Source organism: Arthrobacter sp. Soil_C_60 (assembly GCF_057656375.1).
Window position 1 is genome coordinate 228,315 of sequence record NZ_JBDGKM010000007.1, and the last position, 14,424, is coordinate 242,738.

13 protein-coding genes are annotated in these 14,424 nt (G+C 64.7%); 4 read left to right on the plus strand and 9 right to left on the minus strand.

The window, feature by feature from the left end:
* Nucleotides 1-3 precede the first annotated feature (3 nt).
* From AC3A4M_RS15545 to AC3A4M_RS15555, 3 genes are all read right to left on the minus strand, one after another.
* A complete protein-coding gene (locus AC3A4M_RS15545) occupies nt 4-174 on the minus strand; it encodes a DUF3237 family protein (protein ID WP_498736705.1) in 171 nt (56 codons plus the stop codon).
* Nucleotides 174-1,916 carry a CocE/NonD family hydrolase gene (locus tag AC3A4M_RS15550; protein WP_498736707.1) on the minus strand — a complete coding sequence of 581 codons (1,743 nt, stop codon included), beginning with the start codon at nt 1,914-1,916 and terminating at the stop codon, nt 174-176. The genes AC3A4M_RS15545 and AC3A4M_RS15550 overlap by 1 nt, the downstream gene beginning before the upstream one ends.
* Nucleotides 1,917-2,010: 94 nt before the next feature.
* A complete protein-coding gene (locus AC3A4M_RS15555; protein WP_498736708.1) occupies nt 2,011-3,378 on the minus strand; it encodes an MFS transporter in 1,368 nt (455 codons plus the stop codon).
* Between the two features lie 186 nt (nt 3,379-3,564).
* On the opposite strand from AC3A4M_RS15555, the gene AC3A4M_RS15560 reads away from it, so the two are divergent.
* The gene (locus AC3A4M_RS15560; RefSeq protein WP_498736710.1) at nt 3,565-4,530 is read left to right on the plus strand and encodes a PaaX family transcriptional regulator; all 966 of its coding nucleotides are present in this window, start codon (nt 3,565-3,567) and stop codon (nt 4,528-4,530) included.
* A 243-nt stretch (nt 4,531-4,773) separates the two neighbouring features.
* On the opposite strand, the gene AC3A4M_RS15565 is transcribed toward AC3A4M_RS15560, so the two are convergent.
* The 6 genes from AC3A4M_RS15565 to AC3A4M_RS15590 all read right to left on the minus strand — a co-directional run bounded on the left by AC3A4M_RS15565 (nt 4,774) and on the right by AC3A4M_RS15590 (nt 12,289).
* Complete coding sequence (locus tag AC3A4M_RS15565) at nt 4,774-4,941, minus strand: hypothetical protein (protein WP_498736711.1); 168 nt, start codon at nt 4,939-4,941, stop codon at nt 4,774-4,776.
* 316 nt (nt 4,942-5,257) lie between these two features.
* Nucleotides 5,258-6,112: an ABC transporter ATP-binding protein gene (locus AC3A4M_RS15570; protein ID WP_498736713.1), complete on the minus strand. Its 855-nt coding sequence runs from the start codon at nt 6,110-6,112 to the stop codon at nt 5,258-5,260.
* Nucleotides 6,109-7,950, minus strand: coding sequence for a dipeptide/oligopeptide/nickel ABC transporter permease/ATP-binding protein (locus AC3A4M_RS15575; protein ID WP_498736715.1), 1,842 nt, complete (start codon nt 7,948-7,950; stop codon nt 6,109-6,111). The genes AC3A4M_RS15570 and AC3A4M_RS15575 overlap by 4 nt, the downstream gene beginning before the upstream one ends.
* On the minus strand, nt 7,947-8,888 hold the full coding sequence (locus tag AC3A4M_RS15580) for an ABC transporter permease (RefSeq protein WP_498736717.1): 942 nt from the start codon (nt 8,886-8,888) through the stop codon (nt 7,947-7,949). Before AC3A4M_RS15580 ends, AC3A4M_RS15575 begins: the two co-directional genes overlap by 4 nt.
* Before the next feature lie 60 nt (nt 8,889-8,948).
* Complete coding sequence (locus AC3A4M_RS15585) at nt 8,949-10,517, minus strand: ABC transporter substrate-binding protein (RefSeq protein ID WP_498736719.1); 1,569 nt, start codon at nt 10,515-10,517, stop codon at nt 8,949-8,951.
* Nucleotides 10,518-10,567: 50 nt separating this feature from the next.
* Nucleotides 10,568-12,289 carry an alpha/beta hydrolase fold domain-containing protein gene (locus AC3A4M_RS15590; RefSeq protein ID WP_498736721.1) on the minus strand — a complete coding sequence of 574 codons (1,722 nt, stop codon included), beginning with the start codon at nt 12,287-12,289 and terminating at the stop codon, nt 10,568-10,570.
* A gap of 216 nt (nt 12,290-12,505) precedes the next feature.
* Here AC3A4M_RS15590 and AC3A4M_RS15595 point away from each other — a divergent pair, with 216 nt between their 5' ends.
* From AC3A4M_RS15595 to AC3A4M_RS15605, 3 genes are all read left to right on the plus strand, one after another.
* Nucleotides 12,506-13,399, plus strand: coding sequence for a LysR family transcriptional regulator (locus tag AC3A4M_RS15595; RefSeq protein WP_498736723.1), 894 nt, complete (start codon nt 12,506-12,508; stop codon nt 13,397-13,399).
* Nucleotides 13,400-13,605: 206 nt separating this feature from the next.
* A complete protein-coding gene (locus AC3A4M_RS15600) occupies nt 13,606-13,704 on the plus strand; it encodes a DUF4193 family protein (RefSeq protein ID WP_498736740.1) in 99 nt (32 codons plus the stop codon).
* 426 nt (nt 13,705-14,130) lie between these two features.
* A partial coding sequence (locus AC3A4M_RS15605) for a formate/nitrite transporter family protein (RefSeq protein WP_498736724.1) occupies nt 14,131-14,424 on the plus strand: 294 nt, incomplete at its 3' end.

The following is a 14,424-nucleotide window of genomic DNA, read 5'->3' on the forward strand; positions in this document are numbered from 1 at the left end:
TAGTCAGCTCCAGCGGAGGATAATCCCGCTCAGCTCTGGTCCTTCGACGGATCCGCCGGTGATGGGGATGATAGTGCGGTGCCCGGACGGGGTCGGGTCGATGTCCATGGGCGGGCCGACGTGGATCGTCAGGCTTGCGAAGAAATCCAAACCCGGTACTGGTGCGGGGCTCATTAGAGGGTCCCTAAGGTCAGCCGGCTCGGGGTGCTGGGTCCGTATCTGATGCTCTGGCGGGCGATGACGGCGTCGGAGGAATCGTAGGGCAGGGCGCCGGTGTTGAGGTTCCTGTCCCAGCGGGGATGGCAGCTGGAGGTGACCTGGACGCGGATCCGGTCTCCGGGGGCGAAGGTGTATGCGGTGGACCAGAGGCTGACGGCGTATTCGTAGACCTTGCCGGGCTCAATCGGAGTCCGGGCAACACCGTCAGTGAACCGGCCGTCCGGCGTGCAGGCGTCGCGCCAGGAGGCACGGATGATGCCGTCGGTGATGCTGGTGGAGGTCCCGTCGGGGGCCACGCGGCATAGCCGGACCACGAAGTCTGTGTCTGTGGCGGTAGAGGATGCGTGCAGGGTGGCTGTTACTTCGCCGAACACGGTGAGCGGGGCGTCGAGGGGGGCTGAGGTGAAGACGAGGACGTCGTCCCGGGCCTCGACTTCGCTTTGGTTGGCCGGCCCGGGGTACGCGGCACCGTAGAGCATGGTGGCGCCGCCGGTGGTGGGAACCGGGTCCAGGGGATCGTAGAAATATTCGGCCGTGCCGGTGGCATCTGGGCTGGATAGGAGGGACTCGGCCGCTGCCAGGTAGAGTTCCAGGCGTCCTTGCGGTTCGGGTAGTTGGTCGAAGCCGCGCCAGCGGTTCTCGCCCATGAAGAACACGAGGGCCGCGGGGATGTGTTCCAGTGCGGCGGGGTTTTGGTTGAGGACGGCGTCGAACCAGGCGGTGTGGATGGCGGAGAGGTCTCCGTAGCCGTCGATGGCGGAGGCGGAGGCGGTCAGCCCGAAGGACACGTCCGGGAAGGTGCCGGTGAAGTTGGTGTGGCTCCATGGCCCCATGATGATTCTGGGGGTGATGTCGGGCCGGGTGCGGCTGTGTTCTTGTTGGCGCCGGTACTGGTCCAGGGTGTTCGGGGCGAAGATGTCGAACCATCCGCCGATGTGCAGGGTGGGGACGTCGATCGGCTCTGCGGAGGCGCTGTCCCACAGTAGCGCGGTGTCGCTGCCCGGCCCCTCCCCCGCGCTGGGCAGGATGTGCGTGTTCATGAAGGAACCGACCCTGGATTTCAGGTCGCGCAGCGGCAGGACGTCGAAGATGCTGCCGTCGGCGAAGGCCGCGTCGGCTTCTTTCCAGGCGGCCAGTTCGCGGTCCAGCGCCGTGCCGTTGTGTTCGCGGCGGATTTCATTCAGGGAGGCGGAGGCGTGTCCCCAGTTCAGCCGCGACCCCAGTTCAAAGGCGCCGCCGCGGTACAGGGCGCCGTTGTTCGCGTTGCCTCCGGCGGACACGCCGGGTGCGATGGCTTTCAGTGCTGCTGGGCGGCTGCGGGCTGCGCGCCATTGGGTTTCGGCGAAGTAGGATCGGCCCCACATGCCCACCGCGCCGTTGGAGTAGGGCAGTCGGGCTGCCCAGGCGACGGTGTCCGCCCCGTCCGAGTCTTCATGGACGGACGGGATGAAGGTGCCGTCGGAGCCGAAGCGGCCGCGGCAGTCCTGCAGAATGACCGCGAAGCCGCGGGCGGCGACCGTGGCCGGGTTCAGGTAGGCCGAGTTCACGGCGAGGTCGCGCCCGTAGGGAGTCCGGGTCAGCAGCACCGGGAACCTGTCACCCTCGGCCGCGGGGCGGTAGACGGTTGAGCGCAGGATGGTGCCGTCGCTCATGGCGGTTTCCGCGTTTTCGATCAGTACTGGGTAGGCCGGTGCCACGATGGTTGTCCTCGAATCGGTGATGGTACTGGGGTAGAAGCGCCTGAGAGCTGCCCGCCGGGCAGGGCAGCTCCCCGGGGCGGTGCCGCGGGGTTTAGCGGATGGGAAGGGGTTTCCTGCCCAGGTCCTCTGTGCGGATGCGGTAGGTTTCCTTGACCCAGATCAGGGTGACCAGCGCCGAGACCAGGCAGCAGGCTGCCGTGAAGATAGCGACGGGGATCCAGCCGTCGGGGCCGGGGCGGACGACGGCGGCGGCGACGGTCGGCGCGAATCCGGTGACGACCAGCCCGAGCTGGGAGGCGATGGCTGCCCCGGAGTATCGGATTCTGGTCTCGAACATTTCGGCGGTCATGGCCGGGCCCAGCGGGTTCACCATGCCGTAGCCGACGACCATGACGAGAATGCCGGTGGCGAAGATCAGCGGGATGTTGCCCTGGCTGATCGACCAGAAGTAGGCGAAGATCCCGGCTGCGACGATGAGGTTGCCGCTGATGAAGACCGGCTTGCGGCCGATCCGGTCCGCCAGCAGCCCGAAGGCCGGCTGTGCGATGATGCCGCAGGCGGCGGTAACGATGGTCACGATGAGCATCGTGCTTCCCGGGATGCCGTGCTCACCGGTGGCGTAGGCCAGGCCGAAGGCAGCGAAGATGGAGGACACCACGGACCACAGCCCGAAGAAAATGACTTTCACGACCGTGGACCAGTGGTCACGGAAGACGACCTTCAGGGGAAGTTCATGGCGGACATCTTCTTCCTTGGCATGTTCAAACACTTCCGGTTCCGGCAGAGTTGCCCGGATGTAGAGGCCAATGGCGGCCACCACGATGCTGGCAAGGAAGGGAATACGCCAGCCCCAGGAGAGCAGCTGCTCTTCGGGCAGCGTGGACACGGCCAGGAATGCCAGGGATGCCAGCAGGATGCCGGCCACCGCGCCGGTGTTGACCCAGCTGCTGTAGAAGGCACGCCGGTGGCTGGGAGCATGCTCCATCGAAATGGTGACAGCGCCAATGGATTCACCGGCCGCCGAGATGCCCTGCAGCACCCGCAGGAAGACCAGCAGGACCGGGGCCAGGGCACCGATCGCCGCTGTAGGCGGCAGGCAGCCGATCAGGAAGGTCGAGACGCCCATCAGGACCAGGGTGAAAACCAGCATTTTTTTGCGGCCCAGCCGGTCGCCGAAGTGCCCGATGAATCCGGCTGCCAGCGGCCGGATCACATATCCGATGCCGATAGTTGCCATCGAGAGGATGGTTCCCAGGTAAGGGTCGATGCCGGGGAAGAAAATACGGTTAAAGACCAGGGCCGAGGCCGACCCGTAAATGAAGAAATCGTAATACTCAAGGGTGCTTCCGACGAAGCTGGCCGTTGCCGCCTTGCGGGCATAACGGCCTTCCTGCGACGGGACCGGCTCCTGCATCATCGCAGACGGGCCGGGAGAAGGCGAAGCGGGACCTGCGGACATAGCGGATCTCCTGGAAAATCGTGGATTGGAAGGTAAAAAAATGCCGGCGAGGGCTTGCCCGGCGGATTGTGCCCTGCGTCACCCTTCACAATCATGTTAAGCAGTTATTCCAGCGAGCGTCAATATAAGTGCAAACATCTGTTCGATTTGTTTTGTCCCTGCACTGCTCCGGTGGAAGATAGGAGCGTGCCTGATGAACGATCCCCCACCACGGCCGCCCACGGGATAGGCGACATCGCCGTCGATTTTCCCCGCCCGCAGAAGGGCGGCAACAGCCAGCACCTGCTGGTCACCATGCTCGGCGAGTTCTGGCGGCATACCGACCAGTTCCTGCCGGCCCGCGCTATCCTCCGGCTGGCGGCGGATCTTGGCCTGACCCGGTCTGCGGCCACCACGGCCCTCAGCCGGTTGACCGCACGAGGGGTGCTCGAAAACAGCGGCGCCGGAAGGAATTCCGCCTACCGCTTCACGGACATTTCGCGGGCAAGACTTCAGGTTGGCTTCGAACAGATTTCCGCTTTCGGTGATCCGTCCCAGCGATGGGATAAGCGCTGGACCGTCATTGCCTTCACCATCCCGGAAACCGCCAGGGAAGTACGCGAACTGTTCCGGGCACGGCTCAGATGGCTAGGTTTCGCCCCCGCCTACGGCGCACTCTGGGTCTCACCGCAGGACCGGCTGGAGGCGACGGAGCAGACCTGCACCGCCTTCGGCCTGGAGGACTACATGCTCTTCCGGATGGAAGACTCCGACCGGTTAGGCAAACACCCAATCGCCGCGTGGCCGCTGGAATACGCCCCTGAACACTACGACCGGTTCATCACAAAGTACTCAACATGGCTGGGAAAAATAGCAAACCGCTCAGTTGATGCCACCGAGGCCTTCACGGCCCGGGTCGAGGCGATGGACCAGTGGCGGGCCTTCCCGTGGGACGACCCCGGACTCCCCCACGAGCTGCTCCCGCCAGACTGGCCCCTGGCCACGGCACGCGAGGTCTTCCTGCAGGTCCACTCCGGCCTGACAGATCTGGCAGCCCTTCACATCCAGCGAATCCTCGAAGACACAGCGCCGAATGCGGCCACCGAAATGCGCATGGAGGCCATCCCGGAACCAGCCGGCCATGAAACCCCCAGCATCTTCACTCCGTCATGACACTTGAATCACAAAATGATCCACGCACAGGAGCGTACCAACGCAAAAACCCGTCGAGCCGGAGCACCGAATCGAAGAACCTGACGGACGCCTGTCGGAGACCATCTGCGGCATGGCCCAGGTATCTGTGGAGACTTTTTCTGTTGAGGCATCTTCGCGTTACAGCGACTGCGAACGCCGATAACAGCGCATGACCCACCAAGGGGCTGTACGCCTCCAAGCCTCCTCGAGCGGGACGCGGCCTCAGGGGTGCATCACACCAAAGTGCCCCATGATGAACGAACCGAGCCGGCGCATCACGTAGGCGACCCCGAAGGTGCCAAAGGAGGCCAGTACCACGCTGGCCTCCCCGAGAGGCCCGAAGAAAAAGCGGGGAAGATCAGCGCGGCGGCGCGTAGATGAAAAAGTCATAGTATTCCGGGACGCTGCCGATCCAGGCGCCGGTGGCTGCCCTGCGGGGCATCCGTCGAGGGGTGGCGTTTGTCCGTCACCAGTGACGGTGGTGGGAGTGGACAAGGTCTACCTTTCGTATGGAAGAAGTGTAACGGCGTGGTGTGGCAGGAATTGTCGCTTTGGAAATCCCCACTAGCGAGTGCGAGTGCGGGTGCGGACAGTGGACGAGAGGAACGATGGTCGGGAGCGCGAGTACCCGCACCGAGGCATCGGTACGGGCACTCATTGCGGACAATGGTTGTGTCAATAGTGGCGGCGGTCTTTTCCGTCCTGTCTAGGCGACGGGAGATGGAACCGGGTGTTCCGAGGCGGCGCGCCGGCGGCGCCGGGCCTCGCGGCGGGCCCTTTGGAGGGTGGGATCGGGCACTGGGGCGGCATCGATCAGGGCCTTCGTGTAGTCATGGTCGGGTTCGTCGTGCACTGTTTGGGCGTCGCCTTGCTCCACGATCTGGCCTTGGTAGAGGACGACGGTTCGGTGGGAGATGTGTCTTACTACCGTCAGGTCGTGCGAGATGAAGAGCATTGCCAGGCCCATGTCCTGCTGTAGTTCGTTGAGGAGGTTGAGAACTTGCGCCTGGACGGACAAGTCCAGGGCGCTGACGGGTTCGTCGCAGATAATCAATCGGGGTTTGGCGATAACGGCGCGGGCGATCGCGATGCGTTGGCGCTGCCCTCCTGAGAACTGTCCGGGATGGCGGTCGGCCGTGTCAGCGGGCATGCCTACCCGCTCGAGGATCTCGTTGATGCGCTGGCGGATGCCGCTGCGGTCAAGGCCGGAACCGCGCAGGAGGGGTTCCGCCAATGTCTGGCCGATTGTGCGCGTCGGGTTCAGCGATGAGTAGGGGTCCTGGAACACCACTTGCAGGTCTCGGCCCATGTCGCGGCGTCGCCGGCGTGGGGCGTGGGTAATGTCTTCGCCGTCGAACAGTATCTGGCCGGAAGCTGCGGGCACTTGGCCGAGGACGGCCTTGCCAATGGTGCTCTTACCGGAGCCGGACTCGCCGACGAGCCCTACCGTTTCGCCGGGCGCGATGGCGAGGTTGATGTCCTTGAGCGCATGGAACGTGCGCTTGCGGGACGAGCGGTAGACGACGTTGAGATCCTTGACTTCGAGTAGGTGTCGATTCATCGGGCGCTCTCCTCGGCCATTTCGACGGGTTCTGCTTCGTCGCGCTCTACCCTGAGCAGTTGTTGCAACGAATCCTGGATGGTGGGCAGGGGCTGCCCGACGACGGCATTGTGGGGGTTGGCCCGCAGCAGTGCTCGCGTGTAGGGATGGCGCGGGGCGCTGAAAATGGCTTCCACGGGCGCCGACTCGAGAGTGTCGCCGTGATACAGGACGAGCGCGTGGTCGCAGATGTCAGCGACGACGCCCCAGTCGTGGGTCACGAGGACGACGGCGAGGTCTTCGACGGTGCTGAGGTCTCGGATAAGGTCCAGGATCTCGGCCTGTACAGTGACGTCCAAGGCGGTCGTCGGCTCGTCGGCAAGCAGCAGCCTTGGCCCGGCGGCCAGGGTCCGGGCGATGCCGACGCGCTGGGCCATGCCTCCTGAGATCTGGTGCGGGTAGCGCCGGGCCACATCCCGGGCGTTGGGTATGCGGACCAGTTCGAGAAGTTGGACGGCTTTCTCCCGTGCGGCGGTGCGTGAAAGCTTCGTGTGGAGCCGGATGACTTCGACGAGGTGATGCTCGATGGTGAAGCATGGATCCAGCGCGGCCATGGGCTCCTGAAAAATCATGCCGATGGTGTTGCCACGGAGCCGGCGGATCTTGCTGGCATCGCGCAGGTCGTAGTCCTTGCCGTCCAGCCGCATGGTTCCGGCCGTAACGTGCGTGCCGGCCGGCAGAAGGCCCATCAGGGCAAGACTGGACAGAGTCTTGCCGGATCCGGATTCGCCGACGATGCCCAATGTCCGACCGCGCTCCAGGTCGAGGTCGAGACCCTTCACCAGGGTCCTCGGTCCGGCATCGGAGTCAGCGACGATCGTCAATCCGCGCACGGAGAGGAACGCCGCCGAGGGTTCGCCGGGGACGGAGGCGGGGACAGCGTCGTCTTTGGACCGGCGGGCCGTGGAGCGCGTCCAGCCTTCGGCTGCCGCGTCCCGTGTGGCGTCACCGAGCAGGCCGAAGGCCAGGACGGTGACGGCGATCGCCGTTCCTGAGGGGACCAGGAGCCATGGGAAGTCGTTGATGGCAGCCGCCGCTTCGAAGACCATCCCTCCCCAGGTGGGGGCGGGCGGTTGCACGCCGAGGCCAAGGAAGCTGATGCCGGTCTGGGTGAGGACGGCGAAGGCTGCGAAAAGTGAGGCCTGGACGATCATCGGGCCTACGGCCCGCGGGACGACATGCTGGGCGATGATGGCGAGGTCTCCCAGGCCGGAGATGCGTGCGGCGTCGATGTAGAGCTCTTCGCGGACGCTGAGTACCGACGAGCGGACGACGCGGGCGATGCCGGCACATCCCATGAGCCCGAAGGTCACCATCGCCGCAGTCATGTCGCGGTTGAAGACGGCGAGAATTGAGAGCAGGATCACGAGCATCGGCAGGGCCAGGAGCAGGTCGATGACCTGGTTGATGACCTTGTCCCACCAGCCGCCCCAGAACCCGGCCGCGAGACCGAGGAGGAAGCCGAGGATGCACGCGACCAGGACGGCCTGGACGCTGCCGACCAGGGTGGGCATGGTGCCGTGGATCAGGCGGGAGAGGACGTCTCGGCCGAAGGCGTCCGTGCCGAGCAGGTGTTCAGCACCCGGGGTTTGCTTGATGGTTAAGAGGTTCTGCTCGAGAGGGTCGAACGGTGTGATCCACTGGGCCAGCAGCCCTGCGGCGAAAATCAGGATAATCCACGCGATGGATGCGACGGCGAGGGGTTTGCGCAGCAGCCGGCTGAGGTAGGTGGAGGGCTTTGCCTGGGCGGCTGGCCCCTGCGCCTTGAAATTCACGTCTGTTTCGGTGGCTTCGCTCACGAGACACGTACCTTCGGGTTGAGCCAGCCGTAGCTGAGGTCCACGACCAGGTTGATAATAACGGTGATGAGGGTGAAGTAGAGGGTGGCGCCCTGCAGCAGGAAGATGTCGAACTGCTGGGTTGCCTGCACGGCGAGGCTTCCCAGCCCGGGCAGGACGAAGACTTTCTCCACGAACACGGTGCCGGTGATGGCGGCGACCATGACGAGTCCGAGTACGGTGACCACGGGCAGTGAGGCGTTGCGCAGCGCGTGCTTGAAGACGATTGTTGCCCAGGGCAGTCCGCAGGCCTGGAGGCTGCGGATGTAGTCCCGGGTCATGGCGTCGGCCATCGCGTCGCGGGTCTGCTTGGCGACGCGGGTGATGGCTTGGAGGGCCACGGCCACTACCGGCAGAACCAGGCACATGAACCATGCGGCAGGGTCGGCAGTGAGCGGGGTGTAGCCGGTGGCGGGGAACCAGCGCAGCGTCACAGCGAATACGGCGATCAGGACCAGGGCCACCCAGAACGAAGGGAAGACGAGGCCGCCGAGGGACAGAACGTCGATGGCTCGGCCGACGGCGCCGCCGCGGAGCGCGCTGAGGACACCCAGTCCGATGCCCGCGACCAGGCAGACGACGAGAACACCGAACATAATGGACAAGGTCACCCCGATCCGGCTGTTGAGCAGTGCGGCGACGGATTCACCGGTGAACGCGGAGGCGCCGAGGTCGCCGCGCAGGGCCTGACCGACCCAGTTGGCGTATTGGACGAACAATGGCTGGTCCAGGCCTAGTTCGCGCCGCAGCGCTTCGACTTGTTCCGGGCTGCCGTTGCCCTGAAGCATGGTTTGGGCGAGGTCGCCGGGGGAGAGCGCGTTGAGTACGAACGTCAGGAAGGTGACGACGAACATCAGTGGGACCGACCACAACAGTCGGTTGATGATGAGGCGGATCATATCTTTCCTCGAATGGGCGAAGGTGTTGCCGGGGACCGCGGGCGGTCCCCGGCATGATTGCTAGGAGGCGGGCTTGACGTCGACCAGGTCCACGATCAGGGCCTGTCCTGGCTGCGGAACGTCGATGCCCGGACCGGCGAAATAGGTCACGTCCAGGGCGGATACCAGAGCGAACCAGGCCAGCTCGTTCGCCTTGGCGTAGACGGCCTTCCACTCATCTTCGGCCTCACCGGCCGGCTTGGCCGCGGCCGCGTCGAGCAGCGACGTCAGTTCGGGGTCCTGGGAGTGGTAGTAGTTGAACGAGCCGTTGGGATCCAGGGTTTGGAACTTCGCCATGAACGGGGCGCCGGAGTTGGATTGGCCGATCACGCCGGCGAACTCGTTCTGGTTCATCCGGGTCTGGAGGTCGCCGAAGTTCTGGGCTTCGCCGAAGGTCACGGTGATGCCGACCTGCTGCAGCTGGCCGGCGATGGCCTGGGCCTGGGTGGAGTTCAGCGTGTTGTTGACGTAACCGATCTTCATGGCGAATCCGTCCGCGTACCCGGCTTCGGCGAGGAGCGTCTTGGCCTTTTCCGGGTCGTAGGGGTATGCGGTGTCGTTGGCCGGGTCATGGCCGGTGAAGCCTTCGACCTGCAGTTGTGCGTTGGGGGTTCCGAAGTCCCCGAACAGGGCCGTGGTGATCGTCTCGCGGTCCAAGGCGTGGTTGATCGCTTGGCGGACGCGGATGTCGCCCAGCGGCTCGGCGACATCGCCGGCGCGGTCGTTGAGGATCAGGCCGGTCCACTGCACGGGGTCCGAAACGATGCGGGCGCCCTCGGGCAGGCCGTCCTTGTTGGCGTTCGCTGTGATCGGGTCGGAGATCATCATGTCGAGCTGGCCGGTCTTGAATGCCTGGACCGCCGAGTTCTGGTCCTCGTAGACACCGATGACCACCTTGTCCCACTCGATGGCGTCCTGGTCGTAGTAGTGCTCGTTCGGGACATAGGTGTATGTCTTGCCCGATACCGTCGCCGCGGGGTCCAGGACGTAGGGGCCTGCACCGAAGGTCTGCGTGCCGAGGGCTTCCGGGTCCTCGAGGCCGGCGGGGCTGATCAAATCGCCCGCGAGCCAGTACGAGCTGAAGATGCTGGCAAGGTCGGGATTCGGGGTGGACATCTTCACCGTGAGCGTGTGGTCGCCCTCGACGGTGATCTCTTCCATGGAGGACAGGTTGACGGAGAAGGGCCCGCCGGCCTCGACGAAGTATTCGATGGATTCCTTCGCCGTCTGGGCGGTGACCGGTTCACCGTCGCTGAACTTGGCATCCTCGCGCAGGGTGAAGGTCACAGACTTGTTGTCGTCCGCCACCTTCCATTCCGTGGCCAGGGCCGGGATGAGTTCGCCCTCGGAGTTCGTACGCACCAGGGGTTCGTAGGCGGGAAGCAGCATGCTGCCGGCGCGGCCGTTGCCGCTGTTGGAGGGGTCCATGCTGATGGGTGCGAAGCTGGTGGATACGTTCAGGGTCTTGTCCGCGGCGGCGCCGGTTGCCCCGCCCGCAGAGGAGCCGGAAGCGGCGCATCCGCTCAGGACGAGGGTCGAGGCGGCGATGCCGGCTGCCAGGGCGCTAATGGCGCGGGTCCGCTTGTTCATTGGTGTCATGTCTCTTTCTTGGTGTGAATGGTTGATGTGTAGTCGGGGCACTAGCCGTGGAGGATCCGGTGCAGGTCCCGGCACAGCAGTCCCGCCGCTTGATCCGAGGTCGGCGAGACCGTGCCGTAGCTGAAGAACCCGTGGTTGAGGGTGGGGAAACGCCGGAACAAAACGGGGTTTCCGGCGTCGTTTAGCCGTCGGGCGAAGGAAGCGTTATCGGAGTAAAGGAAATCGTGCCGCCCCACGCCGATCAGGGCCGGGGCCAACCCGACAAGGTTCCCGTGTGCCGGGGACGCCGCGCGTTGGCTGGCCGGGTCGTGCGCCTTGTCATGTCCGAGGTACTGGAGGGTGACGACATCACCCGCCATCCGGGTGAGATCGGTGGACGGGTAGATCAGGAACTGTGCGGCCAGGGGGATGCCACGGTCCCGGCACCACTGGGCCAGCATCGCGGCGAGGCTGCCTCCGGCGCTGTCTCCGGCGACGACGACCTTCGCCGGGTTCCCTCCCAATTCGTGCAGGTGGGCGAGGGTCCATTCGAGAGCCGCGATGGCATCCTCCAACCCGGCGGGGAAGGGGTTTTCGGGGGCCAACCGGTAATCCACCTGGACCAGGTGCGCCCCGGCCTCGGCCACGATGCGGCTTGCGTTGGCCTGGTGCGAATCGAGGTCGCCGATGATGAATCCGCCTCCATGCAGGTACAGGACAGTGGCATCGCTGGTCTCCAGCGGATGCTGGACGCGAAGGGCAAGGTCACCACCTGGTCCTTGGATGGTGATGTCCTCGACCCGTGCCACGGGAAAGAACTGGCGCGGGTAGAAAGTATCGCGCAGTCTCACTCCGCGGGCCCGGGCCGTTACAGGATCCACCGGGAGTCCGGCTGGGTCCGTGTAGATGGGGGTGTCTCCGCTGGCCTCCATGGCGTGGTTCAGATCCACGAGTTGGGGATCCAAGGGCTCCAGCGGTTCCTGCCCGAGGTGATGCTCGATAAAGTCCAGCGATGCCGCCGTCACCAGCGGCAGTGCATTTCCGCCGGCGAAGACATGACCGCCTTCGGCCTCCAGAAGATCGCACTCCACTCCGGCTGCGCGCAAGGCGTTGTGCAGGGCCCGGCTTTGTTCCGGGGGAACTACGTCGTCCTGCCGGCCATGGGCAATGAACGTGGGAGGCAGGTTTCCGCCCGCGTGGTGGAGGGGCGAAAGATCACGGGCATGCCATCGGCCCCCGCCCAGTGCCGTGACGGGATCATCCTCGGCATTGAAGCCGGGTTGTTCCCTGCCTCCCATCGCCTCGAGGTTGGTCGGGCCGTACCAGTCGACGATGCAGCGGAGCCCGGGAAGGGGCTGGCCGCCGTTGCCCAAAACCGCCGCCATCAGCGCCAGGTGTGCCCCCGCGGACTCACCCCAGAGAACCATCCGCTCGGGGTCGAGCCCGAACGCCCCAGCATTGCTCCTGAGCCAGGAATAAGCGGAGCGGACGTCGTCGACTTGGGCGGGGTGTGCCGCTTCACGGGCCAGGCGGTAATCGATAAGCGCAACCGCATATCCGGCACCGACGATCGTCTCGACGACCCGGTGCTCGTGCAGGTCAGGGGCGCGGCGGCGCCGGGATCCATGCAGCCATCCCCCGCCGTGAATCCAGACGACGACGGGACGAGGATTGCGCCCGGGGCCGGGAACGCGCAGGTCAAGGAAAAGCGGGCGGTAGCCCGCTTCGCAGGAGTAGACAAGGTGCTCGTACAACGTCTCCCCGTCCGGACCGCTTTCTGGCAACGGCCAAGGATAGGCTCGAGGTCCGTCGGCAAGGCGTCCCGGGGCGGTGGGCCACATGGTCACTTCATTTCTCCTTCAAAGGGGCACTGAACGGCGGTGGCGCCGGTCACATTCGATCTCTAAGATTCTGCAGCGCGAATTGATAAGCGTCCAACAATAAAAATCGACTACTGTGATCGTAAAAACGAATCAGGGTGACGGATGCAGCTTCGATGGATGGAAACGTTTTTAGTCGTGGCAGAGGAGTTGAACTTCCGCCGAGCCGCACTGAGGCTCTATATAGCGCAGCCTGCGGTCAGCCAGCACATCGCCCACTTGGAAAAAGAGCTCGGGGTACGGCTGCTGGAACGGGACCGCCGCACGGTGCGCATGACCGATGCCGGCAGGGCATTCATGGGGCCATGCCAGGCAGCCCTTAAAGCCGCTCGGTTTGCCGGCATCCAGGCCCGCAACTCAGGACAGGGCGAATCCGGGATCGTACGCATCGGCTTCAATGCGGGTTTCGCAACGGACGTGCTGGTTGACGTGGCGGCTGCCGTCCGCGACCGCTATCCGCAGATCGAACTTCTCGTTGACTCCACGCGCCGCAACCACGAGGTCCTGAACCGGCTCGACGACGACGATGTGGACGTCGCGTTTGTAGGAGGCCCGGCCGGACCCGGACACGTTCACCGGAAGGTGGGCACAACCCGTTTGGCGGTGCTGCTCCCCCACGGCCATCGGCTCGAACGGTGGAAAGCCGTACCGGTCGAATTACTTCGGCAGGAACCATTGATCCTGCTTCCGGACGGACCCGGCCTCACGATGCGCAGCGCCGTTGAATCGGAGCTGGAAATGTCAGGAATGCGACCGTTCAGGATCACCGAGGTCCGGGATGGAATGACGGCCATCGCGCTCACGCGGGCAGGCTTGGGATTGAGCTTCTCCACCATGGGAAGCACCATGCTGACACCCGATGGCCTCACGATCGTCCCCCTCGCCGGACATCTCGCGTTGGACACCTCCATGGTATGGAAGGCCTCTCGCGAAACACCCACCCTACTGAACTTCCTCAGGGCCGCTGAAGAAGTGATCGCCGATCGACCGGGCCCGCAGAGTACGCGTGAGTAGACTGCCCCTAGGGGAGAAGAAACGTTAGCGGAGACCCGCCCTTCCAACGCATCATGGTCCGGCTTGCCGAAACTCCAACCGGAGGATGTCAGGGCTTGGAGCACGACTCTGGTTGACCAGAGTTGCGAAGGTACAACCTCAACTGCCCGGAGGCCGACACCGCTGCAGGCATCGAACCTCCCAGGGCCGAGCTGTGCGCCGAGGAATTGGTCGTCACCACCGTTCCGCCGCGCCAGGACGAGATCACCTGCATGTCCTGCTTCCTTATCCCCCGCTCCAAGTCGCCAGTGAGAAGGACGGAATGAAGTACTGCCGGGACTGCGAAGGCTGTCCGCTAAACCGCAAGCGCTCATCCCGGAACAGAGGCCCTTGAACGTTGTTCGACATCCGCCTAACGCCGATAAGGGCGCATATGACGGGTTCCTGCTGTCCACCACAGCCGTGGGAATGGTCGGACTGGCGGTGGGCAGGCGCCGACGTATCGGCTGGACCACGGCCCTACCGCATGGTCTACGCCGGGTCGTCTGAACAGCAAGGATCCCTAGGCGTATCCAGGAGTTGCAGAGGCAAGGACAGGGCAGGCTTCTCACCGCAGACGACCCGACAGGGTGGACCAAAAGTAACGCGGCAGAACCCTGAGGAAACCTGGCCGAAATACCGGACAAATAGAGTCTTCCCATGCTGCCCAGCCTGGGCCGCATAAAATGCCTGAGCCCCTGGAGCCTATCCCTATGTCCTATGTGAAGCCCAGTGATCTGATCACGACGATGATCGACGCGGGTGAGTCGAAGGTATTCATGTCCACCCGTGACACGGTGGTGCGCGCGGCGATGGCCGGTGCGCTGCTTTCCCTGGCGGCCGCGTTCGCCGTCACGGTCAGCGTGACTACCGGTATTCCGCTGGCGGGGGCGATCCTCTTCCCTGTCGGCTTCATCCTGCTGTACCTGCTCGGCTACGACCTGCTGACCGGGGTGTTCGTCCTGACGCCCCTGGCGCTGCTGGACAAGCGACCCGGCGTGACCGTC

Excerpts from the sequence above, each read along its gene's own strand:
- AC3A4M_RS15570 (WP_498736713.1), bottom strand. The coding sequence starts at position 6,112 with ATGAATCGACACCTACTCGAAGTCAAGGATCTCAACGTCGTCTACCGC.
- AC3A4M_RS15595 (WP_498736723.1), top strand. The coding sequence starts at position 12,506 with ATGGAAACGTTTTTAGTCGTGGCAGAGGAGTTGAACTTCCGCCGAGCC.
- AC3A4M_RS15565 (WP_498736711.1), bottom strand. The coding sequence starts at position 4,941 with ATGACTTTTTCATCTACGCGCCGCCGCGCTGATCTTCCCCGCTTTTTC.
- AC3A4M_RS15555 (WP_498736708.1), bottom strand. The coding sequence starts at position 3,378 with ATGTCCGCAGGTCCCGCTTCGCCTTCTCCCGGCCCGTCTGCGATGATG.
- AC3A4M_RS15585 (WP_498736719.1), bottom strand. The coding sequence starts at position 10,517 with ATGAACAAGCGGACCCGCGCCATTAGCGCCCTGGCAGCCGGCATCGCC.
- AC3A4M_RS15580 (WP_498736717.1), bottom strand. The coding sequence starts at position 8,888 with ATGATCCGCCTCATCATCAACCGACTGTTGTGGTCGGTCCCACTGATG.
- AC3A4M_RS15545 (WP_498736705.1), bottom strand. The coding sequence starts at position 174 with ATGAGCCCCGCACCAGTACCGGGTTTGGATTTCTTCGCAAGCCTGACG.